Here is a 16,971-nt window from a genome sequence, read left to right as displayed (position 1 = left end):
AAAGAGCAAAAAAAATCCCCGGAAAGACCGGGGATTTTTAAGCAACCATTTATCATTTTATTTGTAAATCAATACTTTAACAGGCCCTAATAGACCCGATTCCTCGGTTTGACTATTGGGACGAATCAAAGGGAAAGAAGTAAATGTAATCTTATTAGCCCCCGGCTGTGCATCTCCTACTAAGCGGTTTACCCAAGAGTTAATTACCTTTATTTCAATCGTATTTTTACCCATTTTTAATGGTGAGGTGATATCCACCACAAATGGCTTTTTCCAAAGTGTCGCCACTTTGTTTCCATTGACATATACTTCAGCTAAATTTTTCACATCCCCTAAATCGAGCTGAATACTTTCTCCTCTAGCGATGCTCAACAATTCATACTTATTGCTATAAGTAGCCGCCCCAGAAAAATATTTAACTCCTTCATTTTCATGCTTATTCAATGATATCAAGGAATTCAATGTAATCTCCGCTGGAGCACTTCTATCCTTTTGGAATTGAACTTTCCAAGGCCCATCTACCTTTTGAGTTTTTACCACTTGCGGCTTGCTATAGGATACCTTCAATGCGGTAGCCTTTCCTTCAAAAACCACAAAATACGCATCCCAAGGACTAAAATCTAGGTTCAAAATGGTTCGACCACCTTTGATTTCATAACCTACTTTGGATACCTCTCCTGTTTCTGGATTCCAAATAGATGGAACTTTACCACTGACACGGAAAGAAATTTGAGCAGAGTTAGGTTCATTGGAACGACTATTCAACCAGTAAATCTGCTTGTCAGCCAAAGCACGGTGAACACACAAAATCTCCGCTTTTTGATTCGATATCTGAACGTCTTCTGAAACCTTTAATAGAGCCAAAACCTCTTTCACATTCTTCCCAAAATGCACATTGGGTATTTTTTTTAATTGGGACAATTGACCTATAAACTCTTGTTCATTATCTACTAAGCTTGGTGTGTATTCTGGCGCTTGACCTGCTACAGGTACACCATCAATCGCTAATTGTAATATCCTATTCAACACAGACAAAGTCATTTGTTTGGCAGTTGGATCTAAAACTAAAATAGAATATTGACCACCATGGGGGTTCGTCAATTTCTTATTGCTGGAAGAAATAACATTTTTCAAAGCGGTGGCATTCACAAAATCATACTCGTAGCCTGCAGGCACATCGGGTAAGGATTTAGTGAAATTGGACGTAATGTTGGTATTCTCCCCATAGTAATACAAGATGTCTGCAACAAACTTACCTTGCTGTAACATATATGAGCTTCTTCCCAAATAATCCCCCCAAACACGAGCCTGATCTGCCCAAGTCTCTTGTCGAGTGAACCATTGTCCAAATGGCCCTAATGTGAACCCAGGAAATAAATTATCCAGTGGTTGGTGTACCGAAGTATGGATAACAAATCGATTCAAGCCTGATGCCATTTCTACGTCGGCCGTTCTCTTCAAAGTACCAGGATGTGGTTTAAAAGGATTCCCTACCGTGGTCATAGACTCAGCTGCCACGATATTTTGACCATAAATATGGGCTACCGATGCCGACTCTCGAATATCAGCCCTACTTCTAATCTCTTCATCCGCGCCTGGAACAAGAGCTCCTGGCTGCCACATAGCCGACATAGGTATATCTGCTTTCTTTTTCACATCCATACCATCAGCTAAAAAGATACGCCCAGATTCATGCGATTCCGTATAGCGCTTCATTCCCCGCTGTGCCAAAATCTCACCAATTAACTCATAATGATTTTCGACAATCATCTCCCCGATGGTCTTTCTAAAATCCCATAAAAACTTCTCACTGGACTTTAAATCTCGAACAATTTGACCCACTAAAACGGGTAACCAAGGCTTCATGTCATATCCTCGCTTGGCTTTAAATACCTCAAACATGGCTGGTGTCCAAGTCATATGACCCGCTTCATAACTATCCAATACCATGTGCGTCAAGCCCTGCCTTCCCATTAAGTCAGCTCCTGTAGCGTCTTTATACTGATCTAAATAATTATTCAAATAACGACTTACCGCTTCCCGGTCTATTTTATCTACCTCCAAACCAGTAGCTTCAGGAGATGCTGGGTGATTCTTTTTACCTGTCAAAGAATATCCAAAACGATAAATAACCCAATCTCCCGAAGGGGCATTCCAGTTTAAGGTACCATCTGCTTTCATTTGACTAGTTAAATCAATCACTTGATTTGTACTAGGTCCAGCAGGATTATAACGTATTATTTCAGGTGTCTCTACCCAAGGCTGAAAACCAGCCTTTCCTTCAAACAAGTGAACTTTTGGACTAAAGTGTACCACAAACTCAGAAACTTGAGTTCCTTTAGGTGTATTGTCTTGACTGCCTCCAAACATTGCCATCATACTAGGTGCTGGCGCCAATATTTTATAGACTAAGCGAACAAATTTCGCCTTTACTGGACTGAATGATAAAGTGGTTTGGGCAGTAATAGTGCCTGGAATAGCTACAATTTGCTTAAAAGTAATTCCATCTGTACTATATTGAAGGAAACGATTTTCTGGTCCTCCTCTAAAAACGGCTAATTCTCCATAGCCTTCATTGGCAAGAGTTACAGCGGCAATTTCTTGAGCTTCTGGAAACTCGTATTGAATCCACGTGTCATCACCCACATTTTTAGGAGGTAACATGCCAAAATTATGCAAATCACCATCGGTCAATTGAGCTATAGTAAATATGCCTCCGCTGCTAGTCAAGATAGCATTCATACTTCCCATGGCTTTATCCTGTTTAGACAAAGGGTAGGCTATTAGGGCAAAATCTTGATAATACTCAGGTACCACAGGAGCAGGACCAGGTGCTGGACCGCCAAATCCGCCTGCCTCCACGGGCGTATTTTGCATCGGTCCTGTCACGGTTGAAGGAGCAGGAATCTTAGCGGAAAATAACTTTCCTCCACTGATGCGCGTCTCCGACCACACGTATTTTTTCATGGCATCGGAAGGTTTTACCCAGGGTCCCCCGGTCACACTCCACCCTGGAGAGCCCGCAATGGCCATTTCTAAATTCTTTTTCTTAGCTAAATCGGCTGTAAATTTAAAAGCCTCCTTCCAGCCAGGATTCATAAAACCTAGCTTATCCTTCACCACTACTGGCGTCATTAAGCTAGCATCAAAATTCTGAAAGCCACCGATCCCCGTTTTTTCCATCCACTCCAAATCCTTCTGAATACCTTCTTTGGTGATGTTTCCATTCATCCAATGCCACCAAACCCGAGGTTTAGCCGTATTCGGAGGAGTTTTAAATTCTGCCTTCAATGCATCTTGGGCATGAACACTCCCGCTCAGCATAAATGGAGCAAGTAAAGCAAAAAAATATTTACGGTTAACCATGAATAATTCAGTTTTGTACAGGCAAAATACCAAAGCATTTTGAGCTAACTATCATTATCCATCCTAGGGCAATTCCTCTAAATCAACCAATCAGTGTTAAATTGATATTCTCACCGAGAAAAAAAACTATTTTTTTGCAAAAAAAAGTCTGCTTTACTTGTGAATACTGAATTCATCATGAACTTTTCCATCAGATCCTAGCCATTGTCCAACTAATCTTTTACCCTCAACATCTAAGATGAGTGATCCTCCTAGAGCCACGGTAGAAAATGCGGAGGATTTTAAAGGAAAGCTGGCTTGACTCTTTCCCAATTGTCCTCCCGAACCTGCCACGATATAAATTGTCCCTTGGGCTGAGGATTTGTCAACTACATAATGATTAGGTTTAATTTCCTTAGCAAGCACGTGTTTATGTGCTTCAAAACTGTCATTCTGCCCCAAATGCCCTCGAATTGGCTTAGTCCTTTCATAGGAATGACTATGTCCAGCCAGTACCAAATCCACCCGATACCGATCAAATATGGGCACGATTTGTTGACGAACCTTGGTCATCTCCTCATCCGTATCCGTGTCATGCGACCCTTTTGAATAAGGAGGTTCATGAAAATAGACGATGGTCCAAGGTAATTTATTCGCTGCCAAATCCCGTTTGAGCCACTGCGCTTGTTGACCCGTACTATCAATTATACTAGTCCCATCTTCCGATGTTTCCTCCGAATTAACAGAAACGAAGTGTACATTACCTAGGTTAAAGGAATAATAGGCTTCTGTCCCCGACTTAAGCCCTCCTGCCTCTCCATTCATAGGCATGGTGAAGTTTTGATAATACGCCAGTTTCTTGGAATCAGGATTGTCCTTATAATCATGATTGCCTGGATTAGGCCATAATTTGGTATTCGAAAAAAAATCATCTTGATATACCTCAAACACATTTTTCTGATATTCTACATCTTTCCCACTCCCGTAGGCATTATCTCCTAACCAAATCCAAGCATCGATGGGCTTTTGTTTGACAAAATTTTTGACTGCATCTCGAACCAACAACTGATTTTTAGAACCCGTACCAAAATCCCCTAAGGCCCAAATTCGTATGGCTTGATTGCTACCCAGTTTAGGTAAAGTCTTGACAAATTGATGAGCTAACACTTGAGGGCTAGCAATGGAATAAAAATAAGTCTGATTGGGAATTAATCTCGTAATTTTTATTTCATGTTCCGTAGTCAAATGTGCGTCATAAACAGATTGGGTATTTTTAGGTAATGCTTTACCATAATACACCCGACTGTCGGTAGGTACATCTGTCCTCCATCGGATCACGCCTGAAGTACTCGTGAAGTTTTGTAAGTAGGGCCCTCGAACGATTTTTGCATTTTGAGCCCATGCAGGAATGACTCCTAGCATTAATAGGATAATGAGATGTTTCATAGAATAGGTTTACATGAATATGCCAAGGCTTGTGGGCTTTGGCATATGGATTTAATTTTAATTAACTCAGGATTAAATTACCTAGAAAGACTGATTAATCCACAATTGCTTGATGGATTAATTGGCGCATTTTGGTATGGTAATAAATGGTATGTGGGTCCTTTTGGGTTAACATGATAGCGATTAACTTCTCCTTAGGGTTGATAAAAAAGTGGGTATTATTAGCTCCTGACCAAAAATACAATCCTTTATCTCCCAGGACTTGACTACCCGATACGCTTTCTAATATGGCAAATCCCAAACCAAAACCTTCTCCTTTACGGTCTGGAATGCGTTTTTCATACATATCACCCACGTGGTTAGATACCATCAATTCCAAGGTCTTTTTACTTAGGTATTGTTTACTTTTCCATTTGCCCTCATTCAATAACATTTGGCAAAACTCCATATAATCTTTGGCTGTGGAAAACAGGCTATGCGTTCCAAACCAAATGACATTGCCTGATGTTTTAGGCTGATTGGTAGTCAAAATCAAAGAACCATCTGGTAAATTACGATGTACTTTCACCACTCTAGCAGCTTGAGCAGCCGTTAAATTATACCCCGTATTCATCATACCTAGAGGTTTAAACAGTCTTTCTTGCAGAAAATCAGCAGTGCTCATGCCAGAAAACTTCTCGATTAAGGCCGACAATACATCAGGACTGGCACTGTAATTCCACTGTTTTCCTGGTTGACCTACCAAAGGAACTTTTGTAGCCTTGATGACCAACTCTTGAATGTTCTTGGGAAAGGGCAAGCCATAATATTTCATTCTAAAATCTCTATCCAAGGCCGTAGTTGCCAATCCGTGGGTCATGCCAGAAGTATGACTTAGGATTTGGGCAATGGTAATTTGACTAGTCAAACTATCTGTTTCTCCATTAGCCCCTTGGTTCACGTCTTTAGCCACCCGCATATTTTTAAATTCAGGGATGTATTTGGAAACAGGATCAGTCAATAAAAAATGTCCTTCTTCATACAGCATCATAAAAGCCACGGTAATGATGGGCTTGGTCATGGATTGCATATAAAAAAGATCGTCTGTCTTCATTGGGACTTTATCTACAGCATTACTATACCCCAAAGCACGATGCTCGATTACTTTGCCATCTTTCATAATGAAACTAACGGCTCCAGGGATCAAATGATTATCTATTTCTTTTTGCAAAAAGGTGTCATAGCGCTGTAAACGCTCCAAGGATATTCCTGCTACTAATTTTTCGGAAGATTGAGCAAAAATGGTCGTGCTTACTAAAAAGCAAAATCCAAAGAATATTAGGTATTTTTTTAGTTTCATCTCACAAAAAATTGATTTTTAGAAATTCAGGGTTGAAGCTAAGCAATAAATAGAGAAAAATAATGAACAAAGTCTCTCAAATGATCTAAACTACTTCATGAAAAACCTGCTGTATTTAGTTGGAGGAATTTTATTCATTAAATAAAAAGATCATGTTGAAAATAGAATGAATATTCCTGTCAAATACATGATGAAAAAAACAAAATAATATTTATACCAATTGGTATATTTTATTACATTTACATCCGATAGCCAATAAAACATGTCGAAAGCAGCGAGAACTAAACAATTCATTATTGAAAAAACAGCCCCCATATTCAATACAAAGGGATATGCAGGTACGTCTATCAATGATTTAACATTTGCCACAGGTTTAACGAAGGGGAGTATTTATGGGAATTTTGACAATAAAGACGAAGTAGCTTTGGCAGCTTTTGATTACAATTTTATGCGGGTTAATCTCTACATAAAAAGTCAAATGGAAACTCAACCCTCCATGATTGGCAAATTATTAGTTTACCCTCAAACATATAGAAACTTTCTAAAATTACCTTTCCTAGCTGCAGGTTGTCCCATTACGAATACTTCAACGGAGGCAGATGACACGCATCCTCAGTTGAGAAGTAAGGCCACTGCTGCTTTTTCCTATTGGAGAAAATCATTAGAATTCTTGATTAATAAAGGAATATCAACTGGTGAAATCAAAGCTGATCTTCAAGTTCAAGAATTTATATCAGTGCTTACCTCTTTGATCCAAGGTAGTTTTATGCAAACTAAAGTAACTGGTAACCTCAATGCTTTGTATGAATCGATGGACTTCCTAGAAAAATTGATCCGTAACTTAAAAGTGTAAAAAATTTAATTAAAAATATACCAAACGGTATAAAAATGATCTTATGAACTATGTCCTTATTATCCATGAAGTAGCCGATTACTCAACATGGAAAAAGCAATTTGACCAAGCAGTAAGCATTCGAAAAGAAGCTGGGGAAATTTCGTTTCAAGTATTACAATTCCACCATGAGCCAAACAAGGTTGTTCATTTTTCACATTGGGAAGATGTAGAAAAAGCCAAGTCATTTTTCAACTCACCAGAAGTCAAGCAAATCAGATTAGATGCGGGTGTTAAAACTCCGGAGTTCAATTACCTCAACCTAATAGATTCTGGCATTCTTTAATTCTCATTTCTTTTGTCTCACATTAACTATAGAAGAACATGGACCCAAACTATTTATCTAGTGTAATCAAGCAATTTGAATATTACAAAATGCTCGCGGAAAAGACCATAGAACAAGTCAATGAACCTGATCTATTTTGGCAATACAATACGGAAAGCAATAGCATAGCTATCATTATTCAACACCTCAGTGGGAATATGCTTTCCCGCTGGACCGACTTCTTACTATCAGATGGAGAAAAGGAAGGAAGAAATAGAGATAATGAATTCAATCACACCATCCAAGATAAGGAGCAGCTCATGGCTAGCTGGAATGCGGGTTGGGATTGTCTATTGACAACCTTAAGTAAGCTAACTGATGAGGACTTATCGAAAATCATTTATATTAGAAACCAAGGTCATACGGTTACAGAAGCCATTAATCGCCAGCTAGCTCATTATCCTTACCATATTGGCCAAATCGTATTCATGGGTAAAATGCTTCGCAATGAACAATGGGAATCCTTATCCATTCCGAAAGGGAATTCAGGGCAGTATAATACCCAAAAATTCGCAACTGAAAAGAGTAGAATTCATTTTACAGAAGAATACCTCCAACAGGCTCCTTCAAGTAATTATCAAATAGAAAATACAACAATCGATGACCTAGAGCTTATTTATTGGTTTTTTGAAGAAGCTATTCACTACATAAATAAAAACAAATATGTAGGCTGGACTACCTACGACAAAAACTTCATTCAATGGGAAATAGAAAATCAACTCCAATATAAAATCATTCAAGACGATACTATCATTTGCATTTTTAGTGTCTGCTATGCAGATGAACAAATATGGAGGGAAAGAGAAAAAGGAGACGCTATTTACTTACATCGAATTGTGGTCAATCCTGCATTTAAAGGTCAAAAGCAAGTAGAAAAAGTAATCAATTGGGCACAAAAGAATGCACAAGAAAAACAGTTGGGCTACATCCGAATGGACACTTGGGCTGCCAATACAAACATAATCGACTATTACAAAAAATTCGGTTTCAATCATATGGGAGATTACACCACTTCTAATAGTTCCGAATTGCCCATTCAACACCACAACTTACAAGTTGCCTTATTAGAACTTGAGCTAAAAAAATAAACGACCATGCAACAAGAAAAATGGTTTGAGAGACATTTTCAATTTGGAAATACTCAGCAAATTTTCCCATCCATACTAGAACGACTAAGTGGAACTTCGATTCGCTTAACGGATAAACTTATAGGAGCGTCTGAAAAAATACTTACGCAGTCGGAAGGTAACTCTTGGAGTATCAAAGAAAACATTGGACACTTGATTGATCTGGAACCACTCTGGCAAGGAAGAATTGAGGACATCTTGAGCGGCCAGACCCAATTGAGGTATACCGATTTAGACAATTCTCAAACACATTCAGCCAATCACAATGCAACTTCCATCCATGAATTAGTAGACTCTTTTAAAAGATATCGACTTGAAACTATACAAATGCTTCAAACGCTACAACCTGAAAATCTGTTGCAATCTGCTCTACATCCTAGATTAAAAATACCGATGAACCTACAAGATCATTTATTATTTGTGGCAGATCATGACGACCACCATTTAGCTGCAATAAGCCAATTACTACACAAGACACCATAAAACCCATGAATACAAATCAAAAAACAAGAATTGCCATAGCAGGAATAGGTGGTATTGGTGGTTACATAGGTGGGAAATTAGCCTACCATTATCAAAATAGCGAAAACATTGAAATCCTATTTATTTCACGAGGAGAAAACCAAAAGGTTATTGACCAACAAGGACTTACCCTGCATTCTGGAGATCAAACGTATGTTTGTGTCCCAAGCATTAATTCACATGACCCAGCTATCATTGGTCAGATAGATGCCTTACTTATCTGCACCAAAAGCTATTCGACCACCTCGATCTTAAAAGAATATGCCAGGTGTCTACGACCTAATGCTGTTATAATCACAACTCAAAACACGGTCAATGGCCAAGCAACTGTAGCCGATTTACTGCCTAAAGGAATTACCTTATTGGAAGGATGTATATTCATTGCTTCCAACATCCAACAAGCTGGTATAATTGAACACAAACCTGGACCTACTAAGTTGTTTTTTGGCACGAATAAACAGGCAAGTAAACAGGGGGAATATTTTGAAAAATTGCTTCAAGATGCTGGAATAGACACGAAATTCACACAAAACATTCAGAAAATTCTGTGGAAAAAATTCCTGTTTGTGTCTCCAATAGCCATAGTTTCTGCATTAACTCAGCAGACATTTTCTCAAATACTTGAAAATGAAAGTCACCAAAAACTATTCATTCAACTTACAACTGAATTGATCCAATTAGCCCAAGCAAAACATATTCCTTTGGATGAAAATACCATCAAAAACAATGTTGAACTACTCGGGAAATTCAACCCAACAGTCAAGTCCTCTTTCCAACTTGATTTGGCGAAAGGAAATCTATCAGAAATCGACTCCCTTCTTACCTATGTAATAAGAGAAGCAACATCACATTCTCTGAAACTTCCACATTACGAAAAGGCATTTGAAGACTTACGCTTAAAATACCCACATATAAAAGCCTAAATCGATCAATCTTATACTGGCATGATGGAAAAACAATTGAAATGATCGGGGCCAATACATAAACTAACAATGACATGACTAAGACACCTAGCAGTACCTATATTATTCGATTTAATGATTGTGATTTATTGGGGCACTTAAATAATTCAAGATATCTTGATTATTTCATGAATGCTCGTGAAGATCATTTAAGAGACTTTTACGAGGTTGATTTGACTTCATACTTTAGCAAGGGCCTAGGTTGGGTTGTGGGAGGACATGAAATAGCTTATATCAAACCCGCTTTATACAATGAAGTTGTTTGCATTCAATCAAGTCTGCTTTACGCGGATTCTGAGCTTCTATTTTTAGAAACCATCATGATGAATAAAAGTCAAAGTCATCTAAAAGCGATCATGCGAACGAAATTAATCCCAATAAGTACACAAACAGGCAAAAAAAGTCAGCATTCTTCTGATTTTATGAATTGGGCAAAATCCATTGAAAATGAAGCAATCAACCACGAAGAGAATTTACATATTCGACTAAAACACTTAATCAATTCCTTTAAAGCTAAAAGCAATCCAGCTTCATAAATAATTCACCTTTAGGTTAAATCTATAAGTAAATGAATTTGGGAAATTTTGAATTAGGCAACAAAAAATTGAAGGAAACTTGATACTTTTATTTATAGAACATCCACTTATCAACAAAATATGAAGACCTCCCAATTCTGTTTCTTGGTATTTGCCTTAGTGAGTCCTTGCTTAATTTTAGCACAATCTCCCCAGCTATATCCCAATGATTATTTGAGTCCGGAATTCCATGCTAGCAGAAGAGCTGCATTGAAAGAAAAAATTTCTGACAAGGGTATGGCTGTCTTTTTTGCTTCTCAAGTACGTGTGCGCAATAATGACATAACCTATCAATATGCACAAAGCAAAAACTTCTACTACCTAACAGGTTTAGATGAACCCAATGCTGTTTTATTCCTGTTTAAAAAACCCGTTACCCTATTAGGAAAAACAGGAACAGAATTTATTTTCCTACAAAATCGTGATCCATTGAAAGAACTTTGGACAGGTAAGATTTTAGGAGTGGATGGATACAAGGAAAAAAGTAAGATGGACAATGTCTTCACTAACGATAAACTAAACGCCACTACCCTACCTTTTGCCCAAATTGATTCCGTCTATTCGCTATATCGAAATGAAGGGATTTTTGGTAAATATGAAAGAAGAGAGGAGCCTTTAACCCGTATGGCTAACCTAGTCGACAGCTTAGTGGTTGCTCAGCACAAACCGATATCCCAACGGTCCACAATGCTAATCATGAGTAAATTAAGAGGAATCAAACAAGCAGAAGAAATTGCCTTAATTAAAAAAGCCGCCGAAATCAGTGTACTAGGTCATAATGATGTCATGCGGGCCATTAAACCAGGAATGAAAGAATTTCAAGCTCAGGCCATTATGGAATACCACTTTAAAAACCAAGGTTCTGAATATACTGGCTACCCCAGCATCAATGGTGCCGCTGGCAATGCTTGTGTGCTACATTATATCACCAATCAAAAAGAAATCCAATCTGGTGAATTATTACTGAGTGATTGTGCGGCTGAGTATCACGGATATAGTGCCGATGTCACCAGAACGGTTCCTGCCAATGGTAAATTCAGTGAGGCTCAAAAACTCATCTATGAAATCGTGCTTCAAGCTCAAGATGCAGGTATTGCTGCTTGCAAAGCAGGCTTGCCATTTTCAGGTGTAGATGCGGCCTCAAGAGCCGTGGTTAATGCGGGCTTAATCAAGTTGGGCATTGCTGCCAATGAAAAAGAGGCTAGAAAATATTTTCCTCATGATACCTCCCATCATTTGGGATTGGATGTGCATGATATGGGACCTAGAGTCTTGGAAGCAGGCGTGGTGTTGACAGTAGAACCAGGTATTTATATTCCAGCAGGAAGCAATTGCGATAAAAAATGGTGGGATATTGGTGTAAGAATTGAAGATGATATTTTGGTGACTCAAAATACACCTATCAACCTTTCCGCAGGTTCTCCAAGAACTGTAGCTGAAATAGAGAAATTGACCAAAGGAAAAAGCATATTTAAATAAGCCAAAATGGAAATTATCAGCAAAGTGTTAATTGGGCTGGTTGCCCTAGAGCATGTGTACATCTTGTATTTAGAGATGTTTGCCTGGGAAACATTGGGCAAAAAAACATTCAAAGGGGCATTGGCCCCTGAATTGTTTAAGCCTACCAAGGGATTGGCCGCTAATCAAGGTTTATACAATGGTTTTTTAGCGGCTGGATTAATTTGGTCATTATGTATCTCCGACCCTATTTGGTCGAAAAACATGGCCCTATTTTTCTTAGGCTGCGTGTCGGTGGCTGGACTTTTTGGCGCCTTGTATAGTCGAGCTATCTTTTTCAAACAGGCTTTACCGGCCTTGATAAGTTTGATTTGCGTGTATCTATTTCTTTAGCACTTTGCATCATTCAGCAAAGCTGATAGATTCGTATGATTTCCATCAACATTTCTATGGAATGACTCATTTACAGACATAATCCAGTAAATTGTTTAAAAATAGGCATGTATGAAATATCTATTTCTATTCCTTGCTCTTAGCGCTTGTCAGATTCTGGATGCACAAAGTGCCAGTGAAATCATTAAAAAAGCAAACGATAAAATGCGCGGGAAATCATCCCAAGCAGAAATGTTGTTCAAAACCACTAGGCCAACTTGGTCTAGAGAAATGTCTGTTAAAACTTGGTCTAAAGGCACACAATTAGCCATGATATTGGTTCTTTCTCCGGCTAAAGAAAAAGGTATCGTTTTCTTAAAACGCAAAAAAGAAGTTTGGAACTGGATGCCAGCTTTGGAAAGAAGCATCAAACTTCCACCTTCCATGATGACGAATAGTTGGATGGGAACAGATTTTACCAACGACGATTTAGTTAAGGAAGCTTCCGTAGTCGATGATTATCAGCACCGATTGCTAAAAGATACGACCATTGGAAGTAGACCTTGCTATAAAATCGAGCTCATCCCTAAAGCAAGCACGGCTGTAGTTTGGGGGAAACTACATGTTACCATCGACAAAAATGATTATCTCGAATTATATACGGAGTTTTATGATGAAGAAGGCTCATTGGTTAATGTAATGAAAGCGGATGACATCAAAATGATGGATGGAAGATTAATCCCCACCCACCTCGAAATGATTCCTGCCAATAAGAAAAATCATAAGACCGAGATTTTTTACAAAAGCATACAGTTTAATCGGGAAATAGATGACAACTTCTTTTCCATTGAGAAAATGAAACAGTTCAATTAACATGTGGATTGTACAATTAGCCTGGAAAAACTTATGGCGCAATGCCAACCGCACCATGATTACCATGGCGGCTATATTTTTTGCTGTGCTATTGTCCATCTTAATGAGTAGCCTAAAAACGGGCATTTTCGACAACCTCATTAAAGATATGGTTGGCTATTATTCGGGCTATATCCAAGTACATCAAGCTGGATATTGGGATGAACAATTATTGGATAATTGTTTTGAAGAAGACCCTGAAATTCAGCGTAAAATACGAAGTCATTCACAAGTAAAAGATATTTCTCCTCGTTTAGAGTCCTTTGCCTTAGCCTCTACTGGTGAACTAAGCAAGGGCTGTTTGGTCCTTGGGATTAACCCAGTACAAGAACAAAGCATCACCCATTTACAGGAAAAAATAGTGAAAGGGCGCTATTTAGGATCTAATGACCGTGGAATTCTTGTATCGGAAGGACTATTAAAACGCTTAAAAAACCATGTAGGGGATACGCTAGTGCTGTTTGGACAAGGATACCATGGCTCTACCGCAGCAGGAAAATACCCCATTCAAGGAGTTATTAAATTGGGTTCGCCAGAATTAAACGACAAAACCATTGTCATGCCTTTAGCATTGGCCCAAGACTTATATAGCGCTCCTCAAATGATTACTTCCTATGTTTTATCGCTTCAAGACACGGATGATTTAATGGCTATTCAATCTTCACTACAGCAAAATTTAGGTAAGTCCTACGAAGTCATGACTTGGGAAGAAATGATGCCAGATATCAAACAGCATATTGAGACGGACTCCGCCAATATGAAATATGTACAAGCTTTTCTTTATCTCTTAATTTCCTTTGGCATCTTTGGTACACTCCTCATCATGATGGCAGAAAGACGCTATGAATTAGGCATGTTAGTGGCTATTGGAATGAAAAAAAGTAAGTTATCCATACTATTACTTTTTGAATCTCTATTCACCGTAATTGTAGGATGTATTTTAGGAATTTTGGCTAGTATTCCTTTGGTATTTTATTTACATAAATTCCCCATTCGAATTTATGGAGAAGGAGCCAAAGCCTATGAAAGATTTGGTTTTGACGCAGTATTCCCCACTTCCACGGATTACCATCACTTTATCAATCAAGGAATTGTAGTCCTAATGATTGGATTGATTTTATCCATGTACCCTGTTATAAAAGTTATTCGTTTGAACCCTGTAGAATCCATGAAAAAATGATGATCCTAATCATGGCTTGGCGAAACATTTGGCGCAACAAATCACGAAGCTTCGTGATCATTTTATCCGTTGCTTTAGGTTTATTTGCAGGTATCATGGTACAGGCATTATACAAAGGTATGATGCGCGATCGAATTAAATCCCTGATTTATACCGAAGTAGGACATCTCCAAATTCATGAAAACGAGTTTAAAAAAGAGTATGAACCTAGTTTATATCTTCAACAACTCCCATCTTTAATCCAACAGATTAAGCAAACTCCTCAGGTAAAAGCATTTGCCACGCGAAGTATTGCCCAAGGAATGTTGGCTAGTACAACAGGAAGTTCAGGAATTCAAATGAATGGTATTAATCCAGAACAGGAAAACGTGGTCTCTGCCTTAAAAAACAAACTAATTGCAGGAAGTGGTTTTCAAAATCAGAAAAAAAATCAACTCCTGATTGGCAAGAAATTAGCCAAAAAAATGAAACTGGAAGTTGGTAATAAAATAGTTCTTACCTGTACTGATCAGGAAGGCAACATGGTTTCTGGGGCCTATAGGATTGCTGGGATTTTTCAATCTTCCAATTCCATGTGGGATGAAAGAAATGTCTTTGTACAACAAGATGACCTCAATGATATGTTAGGCATAGCGGGTGAATCACATGAAATTGTCATACTACTTCATCAAGATGAGTTAACCTTAACTACTCAACAAAAACTGCAAAACCAATTTAAAAAGCTAGAAATAGAAACGTGGCAAGAACTATCTCCAGAAACAGACTTAATGGTTAGTGCCGTGGATATTACCTCCTATATTATCATTGGCATTATTTTATTTGCCTTGGCATTTGGCATCATCAACACCATGTTGATGGCCATTCTAGAACGTACTCGAGAAATAGGAATGATGATGGCTTTGGGCATGAATAAGCTCCAATTGTTTTCTTTGGTATTATTAGAAACAACATTTCTGACCATTGGAGGTGTCCCAATTGGATACTCAAGCGCTTGGCTATTGAGCACTTACTTACACAAATACGGATTAAACTGGGAAAGTATGGGGGAAGAAATGATGCGAAGTTTTGGATTTAGTACGACGATTTACCCCGAGTTTCCAACAGATAAAATTGCAGGCACTATTATATTCGTCTTGATTACAGCATTTATTTCCTGTCTTTACCCTGCCATAAAAGCCTTACAATTACAGCCTGTAGAAGCACTAAGAAAATAAACATATGGATAATACGGTCATCGATGCACATAATATCTCCAAAATTTACAATAAGGAGAATATCCCCGTTTATGCCGTTAATAACGTGCATTTACATGTAGAAAAGGGGGAGTTTACCGCATTAGTGGGTCCATCGGGTTCAGGGAAAACAACCTTACTAAACCTGATTGGGGGTTTAGACCTACCTGATGAAGGTAGCATCACCATTAATGGCGAAGACATTACTCGGATGAGTCCGAATGAATTAATTGATTTCCGACTTAAAAACATTGGTTTTGTCTTTCAATCATTCAATTTAATACCGGTGCTTACAGCCAAAGAAAATGTAGAATTCATCATGCAGCTGCAGGGTATTGATCTGGGAAAAAGAGAACAAAGAATACACGTTTTGTTTGATCAAATCGGATTATCTGATAAGCTGGAAAGTAGGCCTTCGCAACTATCGGGTGGGCAGCAGCAACGAGTGGCGGTCGCTAGGGCTTTGGCCTCTAAGCCTAAATTCATTTTAGCGGATGAACCAACAGCCAATTTAGATTCGCAATCAGCCAATAATTTATTGGATATCATGTATAAATTAAACCAAGAGGAACATATGACTTTCCTATTTTCTACGCATGATCAACGTGTGATTGACAGAGCCAAGCGAGTGATTACCTTGGTCGATGGGCGAATCGTTTCGGATACAGCCAGCCAAATTTTACCTGCATGAAATGGCTTAGCGTCTTTTTCTGTTTATGTTTTATTTCCCCTCTATTGGGCCAGGATAGTACTACTACCACTAAAAACTGGAGTATCACTGGTTATATAAAAGCACTACAAAACATACAATTTGACCCAATTAACCATTCCAACAATTCCAATCAATTGATTCATAATCGATTGCGATTTAAGTGGAGACCCAAGGAAAATCTCCAGTTTTCCTTGGAGTTAAGAAATAGAGTTTTTACAGGGAATAGCTTACATCTCATTCCCAATTATGCTAGTAGATTGAGAAATACAAGCGAAAACCTCAACCTTCAAGTGGCTTGGATTAATGAACCTGATGTAATTTTTCATACCAATGTGGAGCGGTTTTATGTGGATTGGAAAGAAAAAAAATGGACTTTTCGCTTAGGGAGGCAGCGCATAAATTGGGGAATCAATACCTTATGGAATCCCAATGATTTATTCAATACCAATAGCGTCCTAAACGATTAAAAAAGGAAGAGAAGTTTTTTAACTCAATTAACTTTGAGGTGCACAAAAAAACTAACCCTCTTCCCATGGCAAACATAAGTTTATTTTCTCAAATTATCTCCAAAC

The 16,971-nt window shown here is 38.4% G+C and carries 16 protein-coding genes; 13 read left to right on the top strand and 3 right to left on the bottom strand.

All coding sequences use genetic code 11. The annotated features are described in order from the left end of the window. Positions 1-57 precede the first annotated feature (57 nt). The 3 genes from EWU23_RS08800 to EWU23_RS08790 all read right to left on the bottom strand — a co-directional run bounded on the left by EWU23_RS08800 (position 58) and on the right by EWU23_RS08790 (position 6,130). Positions 58-3,366 carry a glycosyl hydrolase gene (locus EWU23_RS08800; RefSeq protein ID WP_166231064.1) on the bottom strand — a complete coding sequence of 1,103 codons (3,309 nt, stop codon included), beginning with the start codon at positions 3,364-3,366 and terminating at the stop codon, positions 58-60. Positions 3,367-3,519: 153 nt separating this feature from the next. Next, entirely contained in the window at positions 3,520-4,791 is a 1,272-nt protein-coding gene (locus EWU23_RS08795; protein ID WP_166231061.1) for a metallophosphoesterase, read from the bottom strand. 94 nt (positions 4,792-4,885) lie between these two features. Next, positions 4,886-6,130 carry a serine hydrolase domain-containing protein gene (locus tag EWU23_RS08790; protein WP_166231058.1) on the bottom strand — a complete coding sequence of 415 codons (1,245 nt, stop codon included), beginning with the start codon at positions 6,128-6,130 and terminating at the stop codon, positions 4,886-4,888. A gap of 262 nt (positions 6,131-6,392) precedes the next feature. On the opposite strand from EWU23_RS08790, the gene EWU23_RS08785 reads away from it, so the two are divergent. From EWU23_RS08785 to EWU23_RS08725, 13 genes are all read left to right on the top strand, one after another. Next, positions 6,393-6,983: a TetR/AcrR family transcriptional regulator gene (locus EWU23_RS08785; RefSeq protein WP_166231055.1), complete on the top strand. Its 591-nt coding sequence runs from the start codon at positions 6,393-6,395 to the stop codon at positions 6,981-6,983. A 43-nt stretch (positions 6,984-7,026) separates the two neighbouring features. Next, positions 7,027-7,308, top strand: a complete 282-nt coding sequence (locus tag EWU23_RS08780) for an antibiotic biosynthesis monooxygenase (RefSeq protein WP_166231052.1) — start codon at positions 7,027-7,029, stop codon at positions 7,306-7,308. 38 nt (positions 7,309-7,346) lie between these two features. Further along, positions 7,347-8,435: a GNAT family N-acetyltransferase gene (locus EWU23_RS14250; protein ID WP_317164313.1), complete on the top strand. Its 1,089-nt coding sequence runs from the start codon at positions 7,347-7,349 to the stop codon at positions 8,433-8,435. A 6-nt stretch (positions 8,436-8,441) separates the two neighbouring features. Continuing rightward, positions 8,442-8,957, top strand: a complete 516-nt coding sequence (locus EWU23_RS08770) for a DinB family protein (RefSeq protein ID WP_166231049.1) — start codon at positions 8,442-8,444, stop codon at positions 8,955-8,957. A gap of 5 nt (positions 8,958-8,962) precedes the next feature. After that, entirely contained in the window at positions 8,963-9,919 is a 957-nt protein-coding gene (locus EWU23_RS08765) for a ketopantoate reductase family protein (protein ID WP_166231046.1), read from the top strand. Between the two features lie 74 nt (positions 9,920-9,993). Then, positions 9,994-10,494, top strand: a complete 501-nt coding sequence (locus tag EWU23_RS08760) for an acyl-CoA thioesterase (protein ID WP_166231043.1) — start codon at positions 9,994-9,996, stop codon at positions 10,492-10,494. Positions 10,495-10,614: 120 nt separating this feature from the next. Beyond that, the gene (locus EWU23_RS08755) at positions 10,615-12,012 is read left to right on the top strand and encodes an aminopeptidase P family protein (protein ID WP_166231040.1); all 1,398 of its coding nucleotides are present in this window, start codon (positions 10,615-10,617) and stop codon (positions 12,010-12,012) included. 6 nt (positions 12,013-12,018) lie between these two features. After that, positions 12,019-12,384 (top strand): DUF1304 domain-containing protein, encoded by a 366-nt coding sequence (locus EWU23_RS08750; RefSeq protein WP_166231037.1) that lies wholly within the window; start codon positions 12,019-12,021, stop codon positions 12,382-12,384. 111 nt (positions 12,385-12,495) lie between these two features. After that, entirely contained in the window at positions 12,496-13,236 is a 741-nt protein-coding gene (locus EWU23_RS08745) for an outer membrane lipoprotein-sorting protein (RefSeq protein WP_166231005.1), read from the top strand. 1 nt (position 13,237) lies between these two features. Further along, complete coding sequence (locus tag EWU23_RS08740; protein ID WP_166231002.1) at positions 13,238-14,455, top strand: ABC transporter permease; 1,218 nt, start codon at positions 13,238-13,240, stop codon at positions 14,453-14,455. 53 nt (positions 14,456-14,508) lie between these two features. Continuing rightward, positions 14,509-15,669 carry an FtsX-like permease family protein gene (locus EWU23_RS08735; RefSeq protein ID WP_317164312.1) on the top strand — a complete coding sequence of 387 codons (1,161 nt, stop codon included), beginning with the start codon at positions 14,509-14,511 and terminating at the stop codon, positions 15,667-15,669. A 4-nt stretch (positions 15,670-15,673) separates the two neighbouring features. Next, positions 15,674-16,378: an ABC transporter ATP-binding protein gene (locus EWU23_RS08730; protein WP_166230999.1), complete on the top strand. Its 705-nt coding sequence runs from the start codon at positions 15,674-15,676 to the stop codon at positions 16,376-16,378. Further along, the gene (locus EWU23_RS08725; RefSeq protein WP_166230996.1) at positions 16,375-16,866 is read left to right on the top strand and encodes a hypothetical protein; all 492 of its coding nucleotides are present in this window, start codon (positions 16,375-16,377) and stop codon (positions 16,864-16,866) included. The genes EWU23_RS08730 and EWU23_RS08725 overlap by 4 nt, the downstream gene beginning before the upstream one ends. Positions 16,867-16,971 lie beyond the last annotated feature (105 nt).

The organism is Aquirufa beregesia, from assembly GCF_011090385.1.
In the GTDB taxonomy this organism is placed as follows: Bacteria; Bacteroidota; Bacteroidia; order Cytophagales; family Spirosomataceae; genus Aquirufa; species Aquirufa beregesia.
The sequence above is the reverse complement of the archived record's forward strand: the minus strand, read 5'-3'. Positions and strand labels throughout refer to the sequence as shown.